A 13,731-nucleotide genomic window follows, 5' to 3' on the forward strand; every position below is an offset into this window, starting at 1 on the left:
CCAAATCCGGACATTCTCTTTGCTGCCTCTTCAACAAAAAGCCGCGAACGACGATGGGGCTTCTTCGGTCCGAGTTGCGGGCTGGCCTGTCGGCCAGAAGATCTCCGGTTTAGTCTAGGATGGTTCCAAGCCGAGCGCTTGCGCGCTCTCCATCCAAACCGGCAATTCCCGCTGATACAAAGCGTTGCTGTCCTTGAAGCCGAGCGCTGGTTCGAGCACGAAAGTGCTGAGAACTTCCTTCACTTTCGGATCGCTATTGGCTGCCACGCAGAGTTCCGCCAACCGGTCGACGATCGGCTGTGGCGTCGCCTTCGGCAACGCCCAGCCCGTGAAACCGCTCACCGTGAAGAATTTCGCTGTCGCGCCCTGTTCAGGCAGAGTCCTGATGTTCGGGATCGCGTCGACCTTCTTCGAATGCACCGCGAACACAACTCCGCGACGACTCTGCAGGACGGATTGCGCGGCGGTGTAGCTGCCCATCGCGACATCGAGCGTGCCTTCCGCCAGCCCCGTCCACATTGGCGCTTCGCCTCGGTAGTGGATCGGCTCGATGTTGAGACCATATTGTTTGTTGAGCTCATTGATCGTCATGTGCGGGGCCGAGCCCGCGCTATAGGTGCCGAAGTTCACCTTGCCGCTCTTGCGCGCGAAAGCGACGAATTCATCCAACGTCTTGACGCCAGCCTTCGGGCTTGCGACCAGCAGCAGCCCAGCACCCGGGATAATGCTGACGAGCGTCAGGTCCTTGTCCATGTCGTAGCCGGGGTTCTTCATCATCACTCTGTTCATCACGTAGGTGGTCGAGATGGAGCACAGGATCGTGTGGCCATCTGGGTCCGCGCGCATGACTTCCGCGGCGCCTATGGAGCCCGAGGCCCCCGCTCTGTTCTCTATGACGACAGTCTTTCCCACCTGCCTGGAGATGAATTCGCCGAAGGCGCGCGCGAGCAGGTCGGTCTGCCCACCCGCCGGATAGCTGCAGATCATACGGATTTGCCGCGACGGCCACGCCTCCTGCGCGGCGGCCCTGCGCAAGAGGAACGGCATCGCCGCCGCTGTCGTACCGGCAGCAATGAAGTGACGGCGATCAAGTTTCGCTGACATGGCTCCCTCCCTGAATTTTTCATCAGGGTATCGCATCGTCCGACCTCGGCCAGGGGCGAAAGACGGGACAGATTGGCGCAGAGGCGCGTCAGAAGCGAACGTTTACGAACGTCCGCTTTCATCCATTTCAGAAGTTGGCATTGCCAGGGCGCGCCGAGTCGTCTGGTCGCTCGCACACACCAGATCGAGTCGGAAGTCGAAGTTCAGGGGCTTTTCCTGCCGACGATTCCGTCGCTTTCGAGGGCCTTGGCGATCTGCTCGAGGATTGCCTCCGTCGAGTCCCTATTTGCCAAACTGCTCTGCGCTGGAGCAGGCTGCTGGTCCAGGGACACGTTCACCTTTGGCACCAGCTCGCCGAGTTCCTGCTCGACGCGGCTCCAATCCCGCTGATCCATGGCATCCTCCCCACTGATCAATTGCAAGACTACCGCGGGAGGTCTTCGGCAAAAAAGCAAAAGGCGTCCGATGGTTAAGACTGGCCTAAGCGGCCGCGACGACAGCACGCCCATGCCGGCGGGCAGTCTCGCTTTATGGACATACACCTAGTTCAAAGCCGCGTTCGCCATGAACGCTGCGAGCGCGTCGTGATCCGCCGGCGGCATGGTCAGGCCGAGCTTGGAGCGGCGCCACAAGATATCGTCCGGGAACCGCGCCCACTCTCTTGCCATCAGATAGCGCACCTCGGCGCCGGTCAGCTCCGGCCCAAAGGAGGGACCGAGGTCGGATTTCGCCTTGGCATTCCCAAGGATCGCTTCAACCCTCAACCCGTAGGCACCAAGCAGCCGCCTCGCCTCTTGCTCGCTCAGGAAACGCCAGCGATCCCTGATGATATCGACCTCGGTCTCGAACCGGCCAAAGGCAAAATCGCCGCCCGGCAGCGGCGCCTTGGCGGTCCAGCGCGGCGACATCGGATAGAACGCCGTCAGTTCGGAGACAGCCTTTTCCGCGCGCAGCCGCGAGGTGGTGACGTCACCGCCGAAGACAGTGATCAGCGGCGCCTTGCCGCGCTTGAAATCAAACTTCATCCCGCCGTCCCGCAACCGGCCGCCCGCCGCACCTATCGCCATATTGGCGCCGGAGACCGGCCGCACCACGTCGACGAGTTCGATCCGCTCGCGGAAATAGCGGTTGGCCGCCTCACAGAGGTAGGTGATATCAGTTGCGCTCATCGCAACGATGGCGGGATCGCCCTTGAACGGTCGCGAGACCGTCCCGATCAGCGTGAAATCGCCGGCATAGGGGCTGGCGAAGATCAGCCGTCCATCGCCGTTCCGGAACACGTAGACATTGTCGTTGTCGAACAGCCGCCGGACCACGATCCGGCTCATCTGCACCATCGAAAGCGCGGGGGCCGGAACGCGCAGCACGGTTTCGGCGACGGACGGCATCCAGGCGCCGCTCGCGTTGACCAGCGAGCGCGCGGTGATCACCCGGCGATAGCCGCGATCGATCACGATCAGCCGCCAGGTTTCGCCGCGCTCGCCGCGGGCGACGCGCGCGCCGGTATGGATCGCGGCACCCCGCTCGGCCGCATCGAGCGCCAGCAGGGCCGCGAGCCTGCTGTCATCGACCACGCAATCCGAATATTCAAAGGCGGTGCCGAACGGCCGCTTCAGCGCTTCGCCGATCGGATGGTGCGAGATGTCGACGGTCGTCGATGCCGGAAGACCGGCGCGCGATGCCAGCCGGTCGTAGAGCAGCAGCCATGAGCGCAACTGCCATTCGGGGCGCCCCTCGGCATGGGCGGGAATCGCAAAGCGCATCGGCCGCACCAGATGCGGCGCGATCCTGAGCCAGACCTCACGCTCCTTCAGCGCGGCGCGGACGCGGAAGAAATTGCAGCGTTGCAAGCCAGCGAGATCGCCATGGATCAGCCGCGGCGAGGCCGAGGAGGCGCCGCCGGCGAAATCGCCCTGCTCCAGCAAGATCACGCGCAGGCCGCGTCCCACAGCGTCGCGCGCAATGCTGACACCGTTCAAGCCGCCGCCGATGATCGCGCACCCCTCCTTTGCCAGGAAGCCGAGTTGCTCCTCGGTTTCCACGCCCTCGGCAACGATCGACATCTGCAGGCCGTGACCGAGATCGATGACGGCACGGACGATCGCCGCCGATTGCGGGTTGCGGCCGAGATTGATGACGAAGGCGCGGTCGATCTTGATCTTGTCGAAGGGGAACGCCTGCAGATAGCTCAGCGAGGAGTAGCCGCTGCCGAAATCGTCCATCGAGATGCGCACGCCGAGCGCCTTCAGCCGCCTGAGCAGCGCCAGGCCGCGATCGAAATCCTCGATCAGCACGCCCTCGGTGATTTCGAGCTCGAGCCTGTCCGGCCGCAAGCCGGTTTCGAGCAGGATCGAATGCACGAGGCCGACCAGATCGCCGTGCATGAACTGCGCCGGCGAGAGGTTGACCGCGATCTGCAGCGGCTGCTTCCAGGAGGCCGCCTCGCGGCAGGCCTCGCGCAGGATCCATTCGCCCATCTCGACGATCAGGCCGCCTTCTTCCGCAAGCGGAATGAAATCCGCGGGCGAGACGAAGCCGCGCACCGGATGCTGCCAGCGCGCCAGGGCCTCGAACCCGATCACCGCGCTCTCGTCCACCGTTGCGCCCGCCGCCGCCAGCGGCTGGTAGTAGAGCGACAATTCGCCGTTCCTGATCGCGGCGGAGAGGTCCTGATGCAGCACGCGCCGGTCGCGGATCTGCTGGTCCATTTCCGGCTCGTAGATCGAAATCGTGCCCCGCGATTTCGCCTTCGCGCGGAACAGCGCCGCGCCGGCATTGGCGAGCAGCGAGGCGGCATCCGCGCCATTGTGCGGGAATACCGAGATGCCGGCGGTGACGCCGGTGCGGACCGATTTGCCGTCGATTACGAATTCCTGGGCGAGCGCCTCCGCCACCTGCTCGGCAAGAACGATGCCGGCGGCCGGCTGCTTGCCGTCGATGATCAGGCCGAACTCGTCGCCGGAGAGGCGCGCGACCACGCCGCCGCGCGCCGAGGTCTGCAGGCGCCGGGCCACTTCGATCAGCAATTTGTCGCCGATCGCATGGCCAAACACGTCGTTGATCTCTTTCAGGCCATCGAGATCGACGCAAAGCACAGCGAATTCCTCGTCGGTACCGCCGCAGGCCTCGATCATCTGCGCCAGCGCCTGCAGGAAAGCGGCGCGGTTCGGCAAATCGGTCAAACCGTCGTGATAGGCCATGTGGGCCATGCGCGATTCTGTCTGGCGCCGGTCGGTGACGTCCTCATGCGTCTTGATCAGGTATTGCGGCTCGCCATGCTCGTCGAGCACGGTCATGCGGCGGGTCAGGAACAGCCGCAAGCCGTCCTTGGTCGAGATCGGATGCTCCTCGGTCAGCAGGCCGCGTTTCTTGATCGCGGCCTCGTCGCGCGCGATGATCAGCTTGGCCTCGCGCGGATTGAAGATGTCCGTTGCCGTCAGCCCGGTGGCATCCTCGCGCCGGCGGTTGAGGATGGTCTCGGCCGAACGGTTGGCGAGCAGGTACCGGCCGTCGCTGACGCGTTCGACGATCAGCGAGACCGGAATGTTGTCGACCACGAGCTCGAGGAACTTCTTGGCGTTCTCCAATTCGCGCGACAGCGAACGGCGGTCGGTGACGTCATCGAACAGCGCGATGAGGAATTCCGGCTCGCCGTTCTCGTTGCGCGCGATCACGCGGTTGGAGGCGAGAATGCGCCGCTCCGAGCCACGCTCGACCCAGAACTCGTTGCGGAAAAAGCCTTCCGGCGCCTCCAGCGCCGCCTTGTCCGCGGCCGCGATGCTGGCGGCGGTCTCGGGACTAAAGATCTCGTCGGCGCGGTTGCCGACGATGCGATCGCGCGAGAAGCGCGAGAACCGCTCGAAGGCGCGGTTCGCGAAGATGTAACGGCCGTCCTCGATGTTTTTCGCGGCCACGCAGACTGGTACGTTGTCGAGCACCGATTCCAGGAATTGGGTGGTGGACGCGAGCTTGCGCGACAGTTGCCGCTGGCCGGTGCAGTCTTCGTGCGTCGCGATCGATCCGCCATTGGGCAGCCCGAAATGCCGGACCACGACCGCCTTGCCGTTGGGCAATTCCGTCACCATCCCCTCGGGGTTGGCGGCCCGGATATAGAACTCCGCAGGCGTGACATCCATCAAGCCGCGCCGGTAGCGCATTTTCAGCAGTTCGGGCCCGGTCATGTTGCGCGGTATGTCGGAGCGCGACAGGCCATAGATCTCGAGATAGCGATCGTTGCAGAACACGATCCGCTTTTGCGCATCGGTCATCACCACGCCCTGGTTCAGATGGTTGAGGGCGGAGCTGACGAAGGCATTGCGCCGGAGTTGTACGCGCTGCACCCTTCGCAGCGCCGAAAGCACCGAGAGCGTGACCGCGCCCAGGAAGGAGGCGACGACGGTGCCGCCGATCAGGAGCTCCCAGACCAGGTCGGGCGCAAGCGAACCGATATCGCTCGATGGGACAAAGCCGGCTGACGCAGCGAGAGCCAGTCCGGCCGACGCAATGGCGGCGACAAGGCACACGACGACGAGCGCCGGAATCAGATTCCTCCCGCCTGCCTGCCCTTTCTTGCCAGCCATTCCGTCACCTTGCGGATTTCCGCATTACAGTGTCTGGCCTTGGCAGTTTGGATCGGGTAAACGCCGCGCGATGCAACCGCAAAATGTGACTTAATTTAGGGCAATTGCCCTGACATGATTAATGCCGCACTAATGCCGGTGCGCCACGAGGCCTATTTCGAGGCCATCCGGGGCGTTGCTACCAAGGCTCGGATGGACAACAACAAGCAGAACCCTATTCGCGCCGATTCCCGGACTTGAAGGATCCATGGACAGAGTTGATTGCGTCGTCATCGGAGCGGGTGTGATCGGGCTTGCCGTCGCACGCCGCCTCGCGCAAGCAGGGCGCGAGGTGATCGTGCTGGAAGCCGCCGAGGGGATCGGCACCGTGACCTCCTCGCGTAACAGCGAGGTGATCCATGCCGGCATCTACTACCGGGCCGGCAGCCTGATGGCGCGGATGTGCGTCAGCGGCAAGCATTCGCTTTACCGCTATTGCAAGGAGCACGGCGTCCCCTATCGCAATTGCGGCAAGCTGATCGTCGCGACCACGCCGAAAGAGACCGAAAAGCTGCAATCGATCCGCGCCCATGCCGAGGCCAATGGCGTACTCGACATGGAGCTGCTTTCGGGCGAAGCCGCCCGCGCGATGGAGCCAGCGTTGAATTGCGACGCCGCGCTGCTGTCGCCGTCCACCGGGATCATCGACAGCCACGCCTATATGCTGGCGCTGAGGGGCGATGCGGAGGCCGCCGGCGCGGCATTCGCGTTCCATACCCCGCTGCTCCGCGCCAAGGCGGCCGCCGGCCGGATCGAGATCGAGGCCGGCGGCGAGGCACCGATGACGCTGGCATGCGACCTGCTGGTCAATGCCGCAGGGCTCGGGGCGCCGGCGGTCGCGCGCGGCATCGAGGGCATGCCGCTCGAATTGATCCCATGCGCCTATCTCGCCAAGGGAAACTATTTCAGTTGCAGCGCGCGGGCGCCGTTTTCGCGGCTGATCTACCCGGTGCCCGAGCCCGGGGGACTCGGCGTGCACCTCACCCTGGACATGGCTGGGCAGGCCCGTTTTGGCCCGGATGTGGAATGGGTGGAGAGCATCGATTACGCCGTCGATCCGGCGCGCGCGGACCGCTTCTACCCGGCAATTCGCAAATACTGGCCCGGGCTGCCGGACGGGGCGCTGATGCCAAGCTATTCCGGGATCCGGCCGAAGATTGTCCCGCCGGCGGTGGCGACGCAGGATTTCCTGATCCAGGGGCCGCGCGATCACGGCGTCACCGGATTGATCAATCTGTTTGGTATCGAATCGCCCGGCCTGACGTCGTCGCTCGCGATCGCCGATTACGTCGGCGAATTCGTGTGAGCAGTCGCAACATCTGCCACGGATGAGCGCTTCGGCGCCCATCCGGCCTGAAGTGGTGTACGTTGCGATATGTTACCGGGGGACTGGCTAGTGGAAGGTCTCGCCGACGGATTGTTTCAACCGTTCGATCTCGTCCTTGACCATCAATTTGCGGCGCTTGAGTTCGGTGATTTGCAGATCGTCTGTAGATAGGTGCAGGAGCGCTTCGTGTAGTTCGCTTTCGAGAATTTTGTGCTTGCGTTCCAGTTCGACCAGATGCGCCTGTATCGCCATTACGAAATCTCCTCGGCAGGTTAACCTCAATTTCGATCAGGACAACAAAGTGTACACCAGCCAGACTATCTGTCGACGGGGATCGCGAATCAGCGCTGCGACATTTTCGAATTTATCTGTAACAGAACGTGCGTATGGAACCGTCTTAACTTGCGCGGCGAGCGTGGAGGGAGGATATTTCGGCACGCGGATACCGAGCGATCCGTCCACAACCTCACCGTGCTTATTTTTTAGTGCACAGCCATGACCGACGAAGATGAGCGCGAACTCCACGCAGAGCTTGCACGGCTGCAGCAGGAGCACCGCGATCTCGACGCGGCCATCGACGCGCTGCATCAGTCGCCGGCTCCGGATCTGCTGATGGTGCAGCGGCTCAAGAAGCGCAAGCTGCACTTGCGCGATCGCATCGCCTTCATCGAGGATCAGATCACGCCCGACATCATCGCGTGACGTGTTGGTTTTCTCCACTTCGTCATTCCGGGGCGTCCGAAGGACGAGCTATGATGTGCAATTGCACATCAGAGAATCCATCGGGCTGCGCGTGCAAGTGGTGAAATGGATTCCGGGCTCGCGCTTTGCGCGCCCCGGGTTGACGAGACGAGAGAATTTGCGCCTGGCTTTGCTGACAGCGCATGTTGACTAGCTGTCCCCGACATCCACAGGCAGACATCCACAGGCGCTTGGCGCGATCGGTCACAAGCCGCCCGCGAGGCGCTTCCGCCCTCTTGACTCCACTAGAACAAAATAAGAACATTACCACTGCCGCCAGCCAGAACCGGAAGGATTATCGCCATGCCCATGCCGTCAGTGTTCTCCGACAACAACCGCTACGAGGTGGCCTGCGATCAGGCGATCGCGATGTGCGACGGCAATCTGCGCAGCACCATCAAGGCGCTGATCATGGCCAACGAATTCCTCGAGACCGAGGTCGCGGAATTGCAGGACGCACTCGCGACCTGTTTCGCGCAGGCAAAGAACGACGCCGCGTAGGTAAGGAGCACGCCGATGGCCGATATCACCTATTACGTTGCGCTGCCTTTCGTGCGGGACGACAGCGGTGAATTGGTCGCGGGCAATGCCGAGGAGTGCCAGAGCGCCGCGACCGCGTTGCGGCGCGCCGAGATGATGTCGCGGATGCCGGGCAGCATCGGCGCGGTCGCTTTCAGCCGCACCGGCGATCCCATGATCGGCGAATTCGGCGATGCGCACCTGCTGCGGAAATTCGGCAACGTGCCGGACGATCTCGGCCTGTGAAGGCGGTCGCTATTAGAGCGTTTTCGAGCGAAGTGGACACCGGTTCGCGTGAGGAAAACGCGTCAAAACAAGAATCTAGAGCTTCGGTTCTGATTCAATCAGAACCGAAAATACTCTAGCCCACCACTTCATGCCGCCGCTGCGCCTTGCGCACATACATCGCACTGTCCGCCTCTTCCAGCGCGCGGCTCGCCACGGAGTGCGGACCGAGGATCGCTACGCCGGCGGAGGCGCCCGCGCTGACGCTGCGGCCACCGAAATCGAAGGTGAGGCGATCGATCGATTGCTCCAGCGCCGCGGCCTTGGCCTTGGCGTCGGTCTCGGTCAGGTTCCACAACAGCACCGCGAACTCGTCGCCGCCGAGCCGTCCGAATACGTCCGAGGCACGCACCTGGCTCGTTACTGTCTTCACGACCGCCTTCAGCACCGCATCGCCGGCGGCATGGCCATAGGTGTCGTTGATCGGTTTCAGGCGATCGACGTCGAGCATGACCAGCGCGCCGCTGGCATGATAGCGCTTGATGTAGGCGATCGAGCGGTTGAGCTCGCGCTCGAAGCCGCGCCGGTTGAGGATGTCCAGCAGGAAATCGGTCTCCGCGGATGCCTGCAGTTCCGCGATCTGCGCCTCCGCCGCGGCCAGTTCCGCCTTGAGGCGGCGAATTGTCGCCTTCGCCTCGGTCAACGCAGCCGAGGGCACCTGGGCAGGTCCGGTTTGGGCGGGTGCCGCTTGGGTAAGTGCGGCTTGGGCGCGGCGAGGCGCAACCTTGCGCGCAGCTGCGCTTTTCCTTTTCGCGGCCCCGGATGCAGCCGCCCTCTTCTTCTTTTTCATAAGCATCCTTGTTGAGGCCCGCTGATGAGGCTTGCCCGCATTCACCAAGACAGGATAGTCCATTCCGGATTCCTTGCCACGCCTTGGATCAGTGACGGGCCGCTCTTATAATCCGGCCCATGCTTCTGGATTCCCGAACAGAATTGACGACATGCCCGCCGCAATAGCCATCATCATGGGAAGCCAGTCGGACTGGGAGACCATGGGCCACGCCGCCGAAACGCTCACCGCCCTCGGGCTCGCGTTTGAGGCGCGGATCATTTCCGCCCATCGCACCCCGGACCGGCTGTACGCGTTCGCCAAGGGCGCCAAGGCGGCCGGTTTCCAGGTCATCATTGCCGGGGCCGGCGGCGCCGCGCATCTGCCCGGCATGACGGCTGCGCTGACGGAACTTCCGGTGTTCGGGGTTCCCGTCGAATCAAAGGCGCTGTCGGGCGTCGATTCGCTGTATTCGATCGTGCAGATGCCGGCCGGTATCCCGGTCGGCACGCTGGCGATCGGAAAATCGGGTGCCATCAACGCGGCGCTGTTGGCAGCGAGCGTGCTCGCGCTGAACGATCCGGCGCTGGCGGCGCGCCTTGCCGCCTGGCGCAAGGAACAGACCGACGCGGTCAAGGAGCATCCGGAGGCATCGGCGTGACGGCTTCGACAAGAGTGAAGCTGAAGCCGGGTGATAGCATCGGAATTCTCGGCGGCGGACAATTGGGCCGGATGCTGGCGATGGCCGCGGCGCGGCTCGGCCTCAAATGCCAGGTGTTCTCGCCGGATCCGGATTCGCCCGCCTTCGACGTGGTGCAGCACGCGACCTGCGCGGAATTTGCCGACGTCGAGGCGCTCGAACTGTTCGCCAATGACGTCGACATCATCACCTATGAATTCGAGAACGTGCCGTCCGCGACCGCCCTGGTGCTGGCGGCGCGCCGCCCGGTGCTGCCGTCGCAGAAGATTCTCGAGACCACGCAGGACCGGCTGATCGAGAAGGACTTCATCACCAGGCTCGGCATCGGCACCGCCGATTATGCCGATGTGTCCTCGGTCGAAACGCTGCGCGCCGGCATCGCGCGCATCGGCCTTCCCGCCGTGATCAAGACGCGCCGCTTCGGCTATGATGGCAAGGGCCAGGCGATGATCCGCGAGGGCGACGACATCGACCAGCTCTGGGAAGACCTCGGCACCAAATCCGCCATTCTCGAAGCCTTCGTACCGTTCGAGCGCGAAATCTCCGTGATCGCCGCGCGCTCCTCGGACGGCCACGTCGAATGTTTCGACGTCACCGAGAACGAGCACCGCGATCACATCCTGAAGATCTCGCGCGCGCCGGCGGCGATCCCGGCCGAGCTCGCCGTGCAGGCGCGATCGATTGCGGAGAAGATCGCGCACGCGCTGAACTATGTCGGCGTGCTCGCGGTCGAAATGTTCGTGGTGGCGGGCAAGGACGGACCGACCGTGCTGGTCAACGAGATCGCGCCGCGGGTCCACAATTCCGGACATTGGACGCTCGACGGCGCCTCGATCTCGCAATTCGAGCAGCACATCCGCGCCATCGCCGGCTGGCCGCTTGGCAAACCGATCCGCCATGGCGCGGTGACCATGACCAACCTGATCGGCGACGACATCCTGAGCTATGAGGAATGGCTGACAGTGCCCGGCGCAACCGTGCACCTCTACGGCAAGGGTCCGCCGCGGCCCGGCCGCAAGATGGGCCATGTCACTGAAGTAGCGCCACCGAAGTAGTGCCGGCAGGCAACAAATAGCGGCCCGCCGGCAAAGTCTTAAATCAGAAATTGATCAAGCCTGTCGTACGCCTTCGACGACGCCGGTCGGCTCTTCGCTGAGCCAGCGATAGAGCACCCCGCCGAGCGCGCCGCCGATCAGTGGCGCCACCCAGAACAGCCAGAGCTGCGCCAGCGCCCATCCTCCGACGAACAATGCCGGCCCGGTGCTGCGCGCCGGATTCACCGAGGTGTTGGTGACGGGAATGCTCACGAGATGGATCAGCGTCAATGCGAGCCCGATCGCGAGCGGCGCAAAGCCCGCAGGCGCCCTGCCATGGGTCGCACCCATGATGATGAACAGGAACATCATCGTCATCACCACCTCGGTGACGAAGCCGGACAACAGGCTGTACTGCCCGGGCGAATGCGCGTCATAGCCGTTGGAGGCAAAGCCCTTGGCGAGGTCGAAGCCGGGCGCACCGCTCGCGATCAGATAGAGCACTCCCGCGGCGACGATCGCACCGATCACCTGCGCGATCACATAGGGCAGGATCTGGCCAACGGGAAAACGTCCGCCGGCGGCAAGACCGACGGTGACGGCCGGATTGAGATGGCAGCCGGACACATGGCCGATCGCATAGGCCATGGTGACGACGCTCAATCCGAACGCCAGTGACACACCGACCAGGCCAATTCCGACTTGCGGAAAGCCAGCGGCGATCACGGCGCTGCCGCATCCCGTAAATGTGAGCCAGAACGTCCCGATCGCCTCGGCGGCATATTTTTGTGTGTCCATACCAGTTCTCCTGTTATTTTGTTTCCCGGAGCGGGCAAAAGCTGCGGTAGCGGCCAAGCATTTGGCGTCGAATCACCCCAATCAGGGCCGCTAAGTGGCAATTCTGCCCTATTTCGTGGCTTTACTTGGCCCTTGCCGCTGCTTCACTGGTGGACATTTGCGATTTTGTCTGCTACATGCGCGCCCCTAGGCTGAAAGTCTGGCCTTTTTGCCGACCTTGGCTTTTCCAGATTTCCGAACCGACCAATCGAAAAGAGGATGCCGCGTGCAGGTTCTCGTCCGCGATAACAATGTCGATCAAGCCCTGAAGGCGCTCAAGAAGAAGATGCAGCGCGAGGGCATTTTCCGCGAGATGAAGCTCCGCGGCCACTATGAGAAGCCTTCCGAGAAGAAGGCCCGCGAGAAGGCCGAAGCCGTGCGCCGCGCCCGCAAGTTGGCGCGCAAGAAGCTGCAGCGCGAAGGCCTGTTGCCGATGAAGCCGAAGCCGGTGTTCGGCGCCGGCGCGGGTGGTGATCGCGGCGCTGGTGGACGTGGCGGCCCGGGCGCTGGACGCGGTCCGCGCTGATCGCACCTTTATACAAGGTCGGAAATGAGAACGCGGGCCTGAGGGGTCCGCGTTTTGCGTTTTGACCGGTGCATTTTGCACCGCGGCCGGCTACCAATACGGAATTGCAGACGCGAGCATTTCCATTACGCGAGCAGTTCCGTTGATGGTGTTTCCGGCATCCCGCCCCCGCTCTGGAGCTTTCACTGTCCCGCGCCTGATGGCGCGGCCGGCGATCCTGCTTGCCGTCTTACTTGGCGTCCCCCTTGGCGTTCTCTTGGGCGGCTGCTCGTTCGACCTGGGATCATGGGGTGCCGGCAACGACAAACCCAAGCAGGCCGCCACCGAAAAGCCAACCGGCAGCGTCAGTCCCCAGAATGTCAGCGACTCCAAGGAGCACGCGACGCGGGGCCAGGACTTCGCGCGATCCTTCAAGACCGAACAGGCGCTCGCCGAATTCGAACAGGCGCTCGGGCTCGATCCCTACAATACGCAAGCGCTCTATGGCCGCGGCCTGATCTATCAGGGCCAGAACCAGCACCAGCAGGCGATCGAGGATTTCACTGCGGCGAGCGGCCTGGCGCCACAGCGCGTCGAGCCGTTGCTGGCGCGCGCCAACAGCTATCTCGCCCTCAACAAGGCCAAGGAAGCGACCGCCGATCTTGACGAAGCGGTGCAGGCCGATCCGAACAGCGCCCAGGCCTGGACGGTGCGCGGCGAGGCCTATGAGCGGCTCGGCGACAAGAGCAAGGCAGCAGCTTCATACAGCCGGGCGGTAGCATTGCGGCCCAGGGACGACGCCGCGCGCAGCGGCCTCGCGCGCACAGGCGGTTAGTTTCGAGTCGTAGCCCGGATGGAGCGCAGCGCAATCCGGGGCTCAACTGGCCACACGGCGTGATCCCGGATTGCGCTGCGCTCCATCCGGGCTACAGGCAAGCGATCAAATTCAGCTATTTCGGCAGGACCGCGTGGAATACCGACTTCGCAGCCGACAGCATATCGTCGCCGATCGTCGGGCGCTCCTTGGCCGGCTCCGCCGCTGCCGCGTCGGCGCGTAGATCCAGCGGCGGACGCGAGGTCGGAATGTCGGCCGGCGGCGTCGGACGGTTCGGATCGTCAGCCGCGCTTGCGGCATAAGGCGGACGCGGCTGGGAGGTCTGGCCGAAGGTCTCGCTCGGCGGCGTCGAAACCATGATCGGTGGCGGCAACGGCCGCACCACTGACGGTGCGGTCGCGACGCGAGGCGCTTCAGGTGCACGCGCCGTCTCCGGCGCACGAGAGCCGCCCTCGG

14 protein-coding genes and 1 pseudogene are annotated in these 13,731 nt (G+C 63.7%); 8 read left to right on the top strand and 7 right to left on the bottom strand.

The window, feature by feature from the left end:
- Window positions 1-114: 114 nt before the first annotated feature.
- The 3 genes from CWO89_RS30395 to CWO89_RS49685 form a co-directional block, all read right to left on the bottom strand.
- A complete protein-coding gene (locus tag CWO89_RS30395) occupies window positions 115-1,104 on the bottom strand; it encodes a Bug family tripartite tricarboxylate transporter substrate binding protein (RefSeq protein ID WP_130582235.1) in 990 nt (329 codons plus the stop codon).
- 203 nt (window positions 1,105-1,307) lie between these two features.
- Entirely contained in the window at window positions 1,308-1,499 is a 192-nt protein-coding gene (locus CWO89_RS30400; RefSeq protein ID WP_130582236.1) for a hypothetical protein, read from the bottom strand.
- A gap of 147 nt (window positions 1,500-1,646) precedes the next feature.
- Window positions 1,647-5,684, bottom strand: a complete 4,038-nt coding sequence (locus CWO89_RS49685; RefSeq protein ID WP_130582237.1) for a glycerol-3-phosphate dehydrogenase — start codon at window positions 5,682-5,684, stop codon at window positions 1,647-1,649.
- A gap of 247 nt (window positions 5,685-5,931) precedes the next feature.
- Here CWO89_RS49685 and CWO89_RS30410 point away from each other — a divergent pair, with 247 nt between their 5' ends.
- Window positions 5,932-7,029 (top strand): NAD(P)/FAD-dependent oxidoreductase, encoded by a 1,098-nt coding sequence (locus CWO89_RS30410; RefSeq protein WP_130582238.1) that lies wholly within the window; start codon window positions 5,932-5,934, stop codon window positions 7,027-7,029.
- Between the two features lie 87 nt (window positions 7,030-7,116).
- Here the strand turns inward: CWO89_RS30410 and CWO89_RS30415 are convergent, their stop codons facing one another.
- A complete protein-coding gene (locus CWO89_RS30415) occupies window positions 7,117-7,302 on the bottom strand; it encodes a YdcH family protein (protein ID WP_130582239.1) in 186 nt (61 codons plus the stop codon).
- Between the two features lie 243 nt (window positions 7,303-7,545).
- On the opposite strand from CWO89_RS30415, the gene CWO89_RS30420 reads away from it, so the two are divergent.
- From CWO89_RS30420 to CWO89_RS30430, 3 genes are all read left to right on the top strand, one after another.
- Entirely contained in the window at window positions 7,546-7,752 is a 207-nt protein-coding gene (locus CWO89_RS30420) for a YdcH family protein (protein ID WP_028167008.1), read from the top strand.
- A gap of 348 nt (window positions 7,753-8,100) precedes the next feature.
- On the top strand, window positions 8,101-8,292 hold the full coding sequence (locus CWO89_RS30425; protein ID WP_028167007.1) for a hypothetical protein: 192 nt from the start codon (window positions 8,101-8,103) through the stop codon (window positions 8,290-8,292).
- Window positions 8,293-8,307: 15 nt separating this feature from the next.
- Window positions 8,308-8,556 (top strand): hypothetical protein, encoded by a 249-nt coding sequence (locus CWO89_RS30430; RefSeq protein ID WP_130582240.1) that lies wholly within the window; start codon window positions 8,308-8,310, stop codon window positions 8,554-8,556.
- Between the two features lie 115 nt (window positions 8,557-8,671).
- On the opposite strand, the gene CWO89_RS30435 is transcribed toward CWO89_RS30430, so the two are convergent.
- On the bottom strand, window positions 8,672-9,385 hold the full coding sequence (locus CWO89_RS30435; RefSeq protein WP_207234606.1) for a GGDEF domain-containing protein: 714 nt from the start codon (window positions 9,383-9,385) through the stop codon (window positions 8,672-8,674).
- A gap of 151 nt (window positions 9,386-9,536) precedes the next feature.
- Here CWO89_RS30435 and purE point away from each other — a divergent pair, with 151 nt between their 5' ends.
- Entirely contained in the window at window positions 9,537-10,025 is a 489-nt protein-coding gene (gene purE / locus CWO89_RS30440; RefSeq protein WP_130582243.1) for a 5-(carboxyamino)imidazole ribonucleotide mutase, read from the top strand.
- Window positions 10,022-11,119: a 5-(carboxyamino)imidazole ribonucleotide synthase gene (locus CWO89_RS30445; RefSeq protein ID WP_130582244.1), complete on the top strand. Its 1,098-nt coding sequence runs from the start codon at window positions 10,022-10,024 to the stop codon at window positions 11,117-11,119. Before purE ends, CWO89_RS30445 begins: the two co-directional genes overlap by 4 nt.
- A 54-nt stretch (window positions 11,120-11,173) precedes the next feature.
- Here the strand turns inward: CWO89_RS30445 and aqpZ are convergent, their stop codons facing one another.
- Window positions 11,174-11,896, bottom strand: a complete 723-nt coding sequence (aqpZ, locus tag CWO89_RS30450) for an aquaporin Z (RefSeq protein WP_130582245.1) — start codon at window positions 11,894-11,896, stop codon at window positions 11,174-11,176.
- 265 nt (window positions 11,897-12,161) lie between these two features.
- Here aqpZ and rpsU point away from each other — a divergent pair, with 265 nt between their 5' ends.
- On the top strand, window positions 12,162-12,461 hold the full coding sequence (gene rpsU, locus CWO89_RS30455; RefSeq protein ID WP_027579707.1) for a 30S ribosomal protein S21: 300 nt from the start codon (window positions 12,162-12,164) through the stop codon (window positions 12,459-12,461).
- A gap of 145 nt (window positions 12,462-12,606) precedes the next feature.
- Window positions 12,607-13,275 carry a tetratricopeptide repeat protein gene (locus CWO89_RS30460; RefSeq protein WP_245476656.1) on the top strand — a complete coding sequence of 223 codons (669 nt, stop codon included), beginning with the start codon at window positions 12,607-12,609 and terminating at the stop codon, window positions 13,273-13,275.
- A 115-nt stretch (window positions 13,276-13,390) separates the two neighbouring features.
- On the opposite strand, the pseudogene CWO89_RS46225 reads toward CWO89_RS30460, so the two are convergent.
- A pseudogene (locus tag CWO89_RS46225) lies at window positions 13,391-13,731 on the bottom strand (hypothetical protein); the annotation flags it as partial.

It is taken from the genome of Bradyrhizobium sp. Leo170, assembly GCF_004296405.1.
GTDB lineage: Bacteria > Pseudomonadota > Alphaproteobacteria > Rhizobiales > Xanthobacteraceae > Bradyrhizobium.

What these genes read in the sequence shown, in the direction of transcription:
- CWO89_RS30430 (WP_130582240.1), top strand. Translation starts at nt 8,308, where the DNA reads ATGGCCGATATCACCTATTACGTTGCGCTGCCTTTCGTGCGGGACGAC.
- CWO89_RS30395 (WP_130582235.1), bottom strand. Translation starts at nt 1,104, where the DNA reads ATGTCAGCGAAACTTGATCGCCGTCACTTCATTGCTGCCGGTACGACA.
- CWO89_RS30435 (WP_207234606.1), bottom strand. Translation starts at nt 9,385, where the DNA reads ATGAAAAAGAAGAAGAGGGCGGCTGCATCCGGGGCCGCGAAAAGGAAA.
- aqpZ (WP_130582245.1), bottom strand. Translation starts at nt 11,896, where the DNA reads ATGGACACACAAAAATATGCCGCCGAGGCGATCGGGACGTTCTGGCTC.
- CWO89_RS49685 (WP_130582237.1), bottom strand. Translation starts at nt 5,684, where the DNA reads ATGGCTGGCAAGAAAGGGCAGGCAGGCGGGAGGAATCTGATTCCGGCG.
- purE (WP_130582243.1), top strand. Translation starts at nt 9,537, where the DNA reads ATGCCCGCCGCAATAGCCATCATCATGGGAAGCCAGTCGGACTGGGAG.
- CWO89_RS30400 (WP_130582236.1), bottom strand. Translation starts at nt 1,499, where the DNA reads ATGGATCAGCGGGATTGGAGCCGCGTCGAGCAGGAACTCGGCGAGCTG.
- CWO89_RS30415 (WP_130582239.1), bottom strand. Translation starts at nt 7,302, where the DNA reads ATGGCGATACAGGCGCATCTGGTCGAACTGGAACGCAAGCACAAAATT.
- CWO89_RS30460 (WP_245476656.1), top strand. Translation starts at nt 12,607, where the DNA reads ATGGTGTTTCCGGCATCCCGCCCCCGCTCTGGAGCTTTCACTGTCCCG.
- CWO89_RS30420 (WP_028167008.1), top strand. Translation starts at nt 7,546, where the DNA reads ATGACCGACGAAGATGAGCGCGAACTCCACGCAGAGCTTGCACGGCTG.
- CWO89_RS30425 (WP_028167007.1), top strand. Translation starts at nt 8,101, where the DNA reads ATGCCGTCAGTGTTCTCCGACAACAACCGCTACGAGGTGGCCTGCGAT.
- CWO89_RS30410 (WP_130582238.1), top strand. Translation starts at nt 5,932, where the DNA reads ATGGACAGAGTTGATTGCGTCGTCATCGGAGCGGGTGTGATCGGGCTT.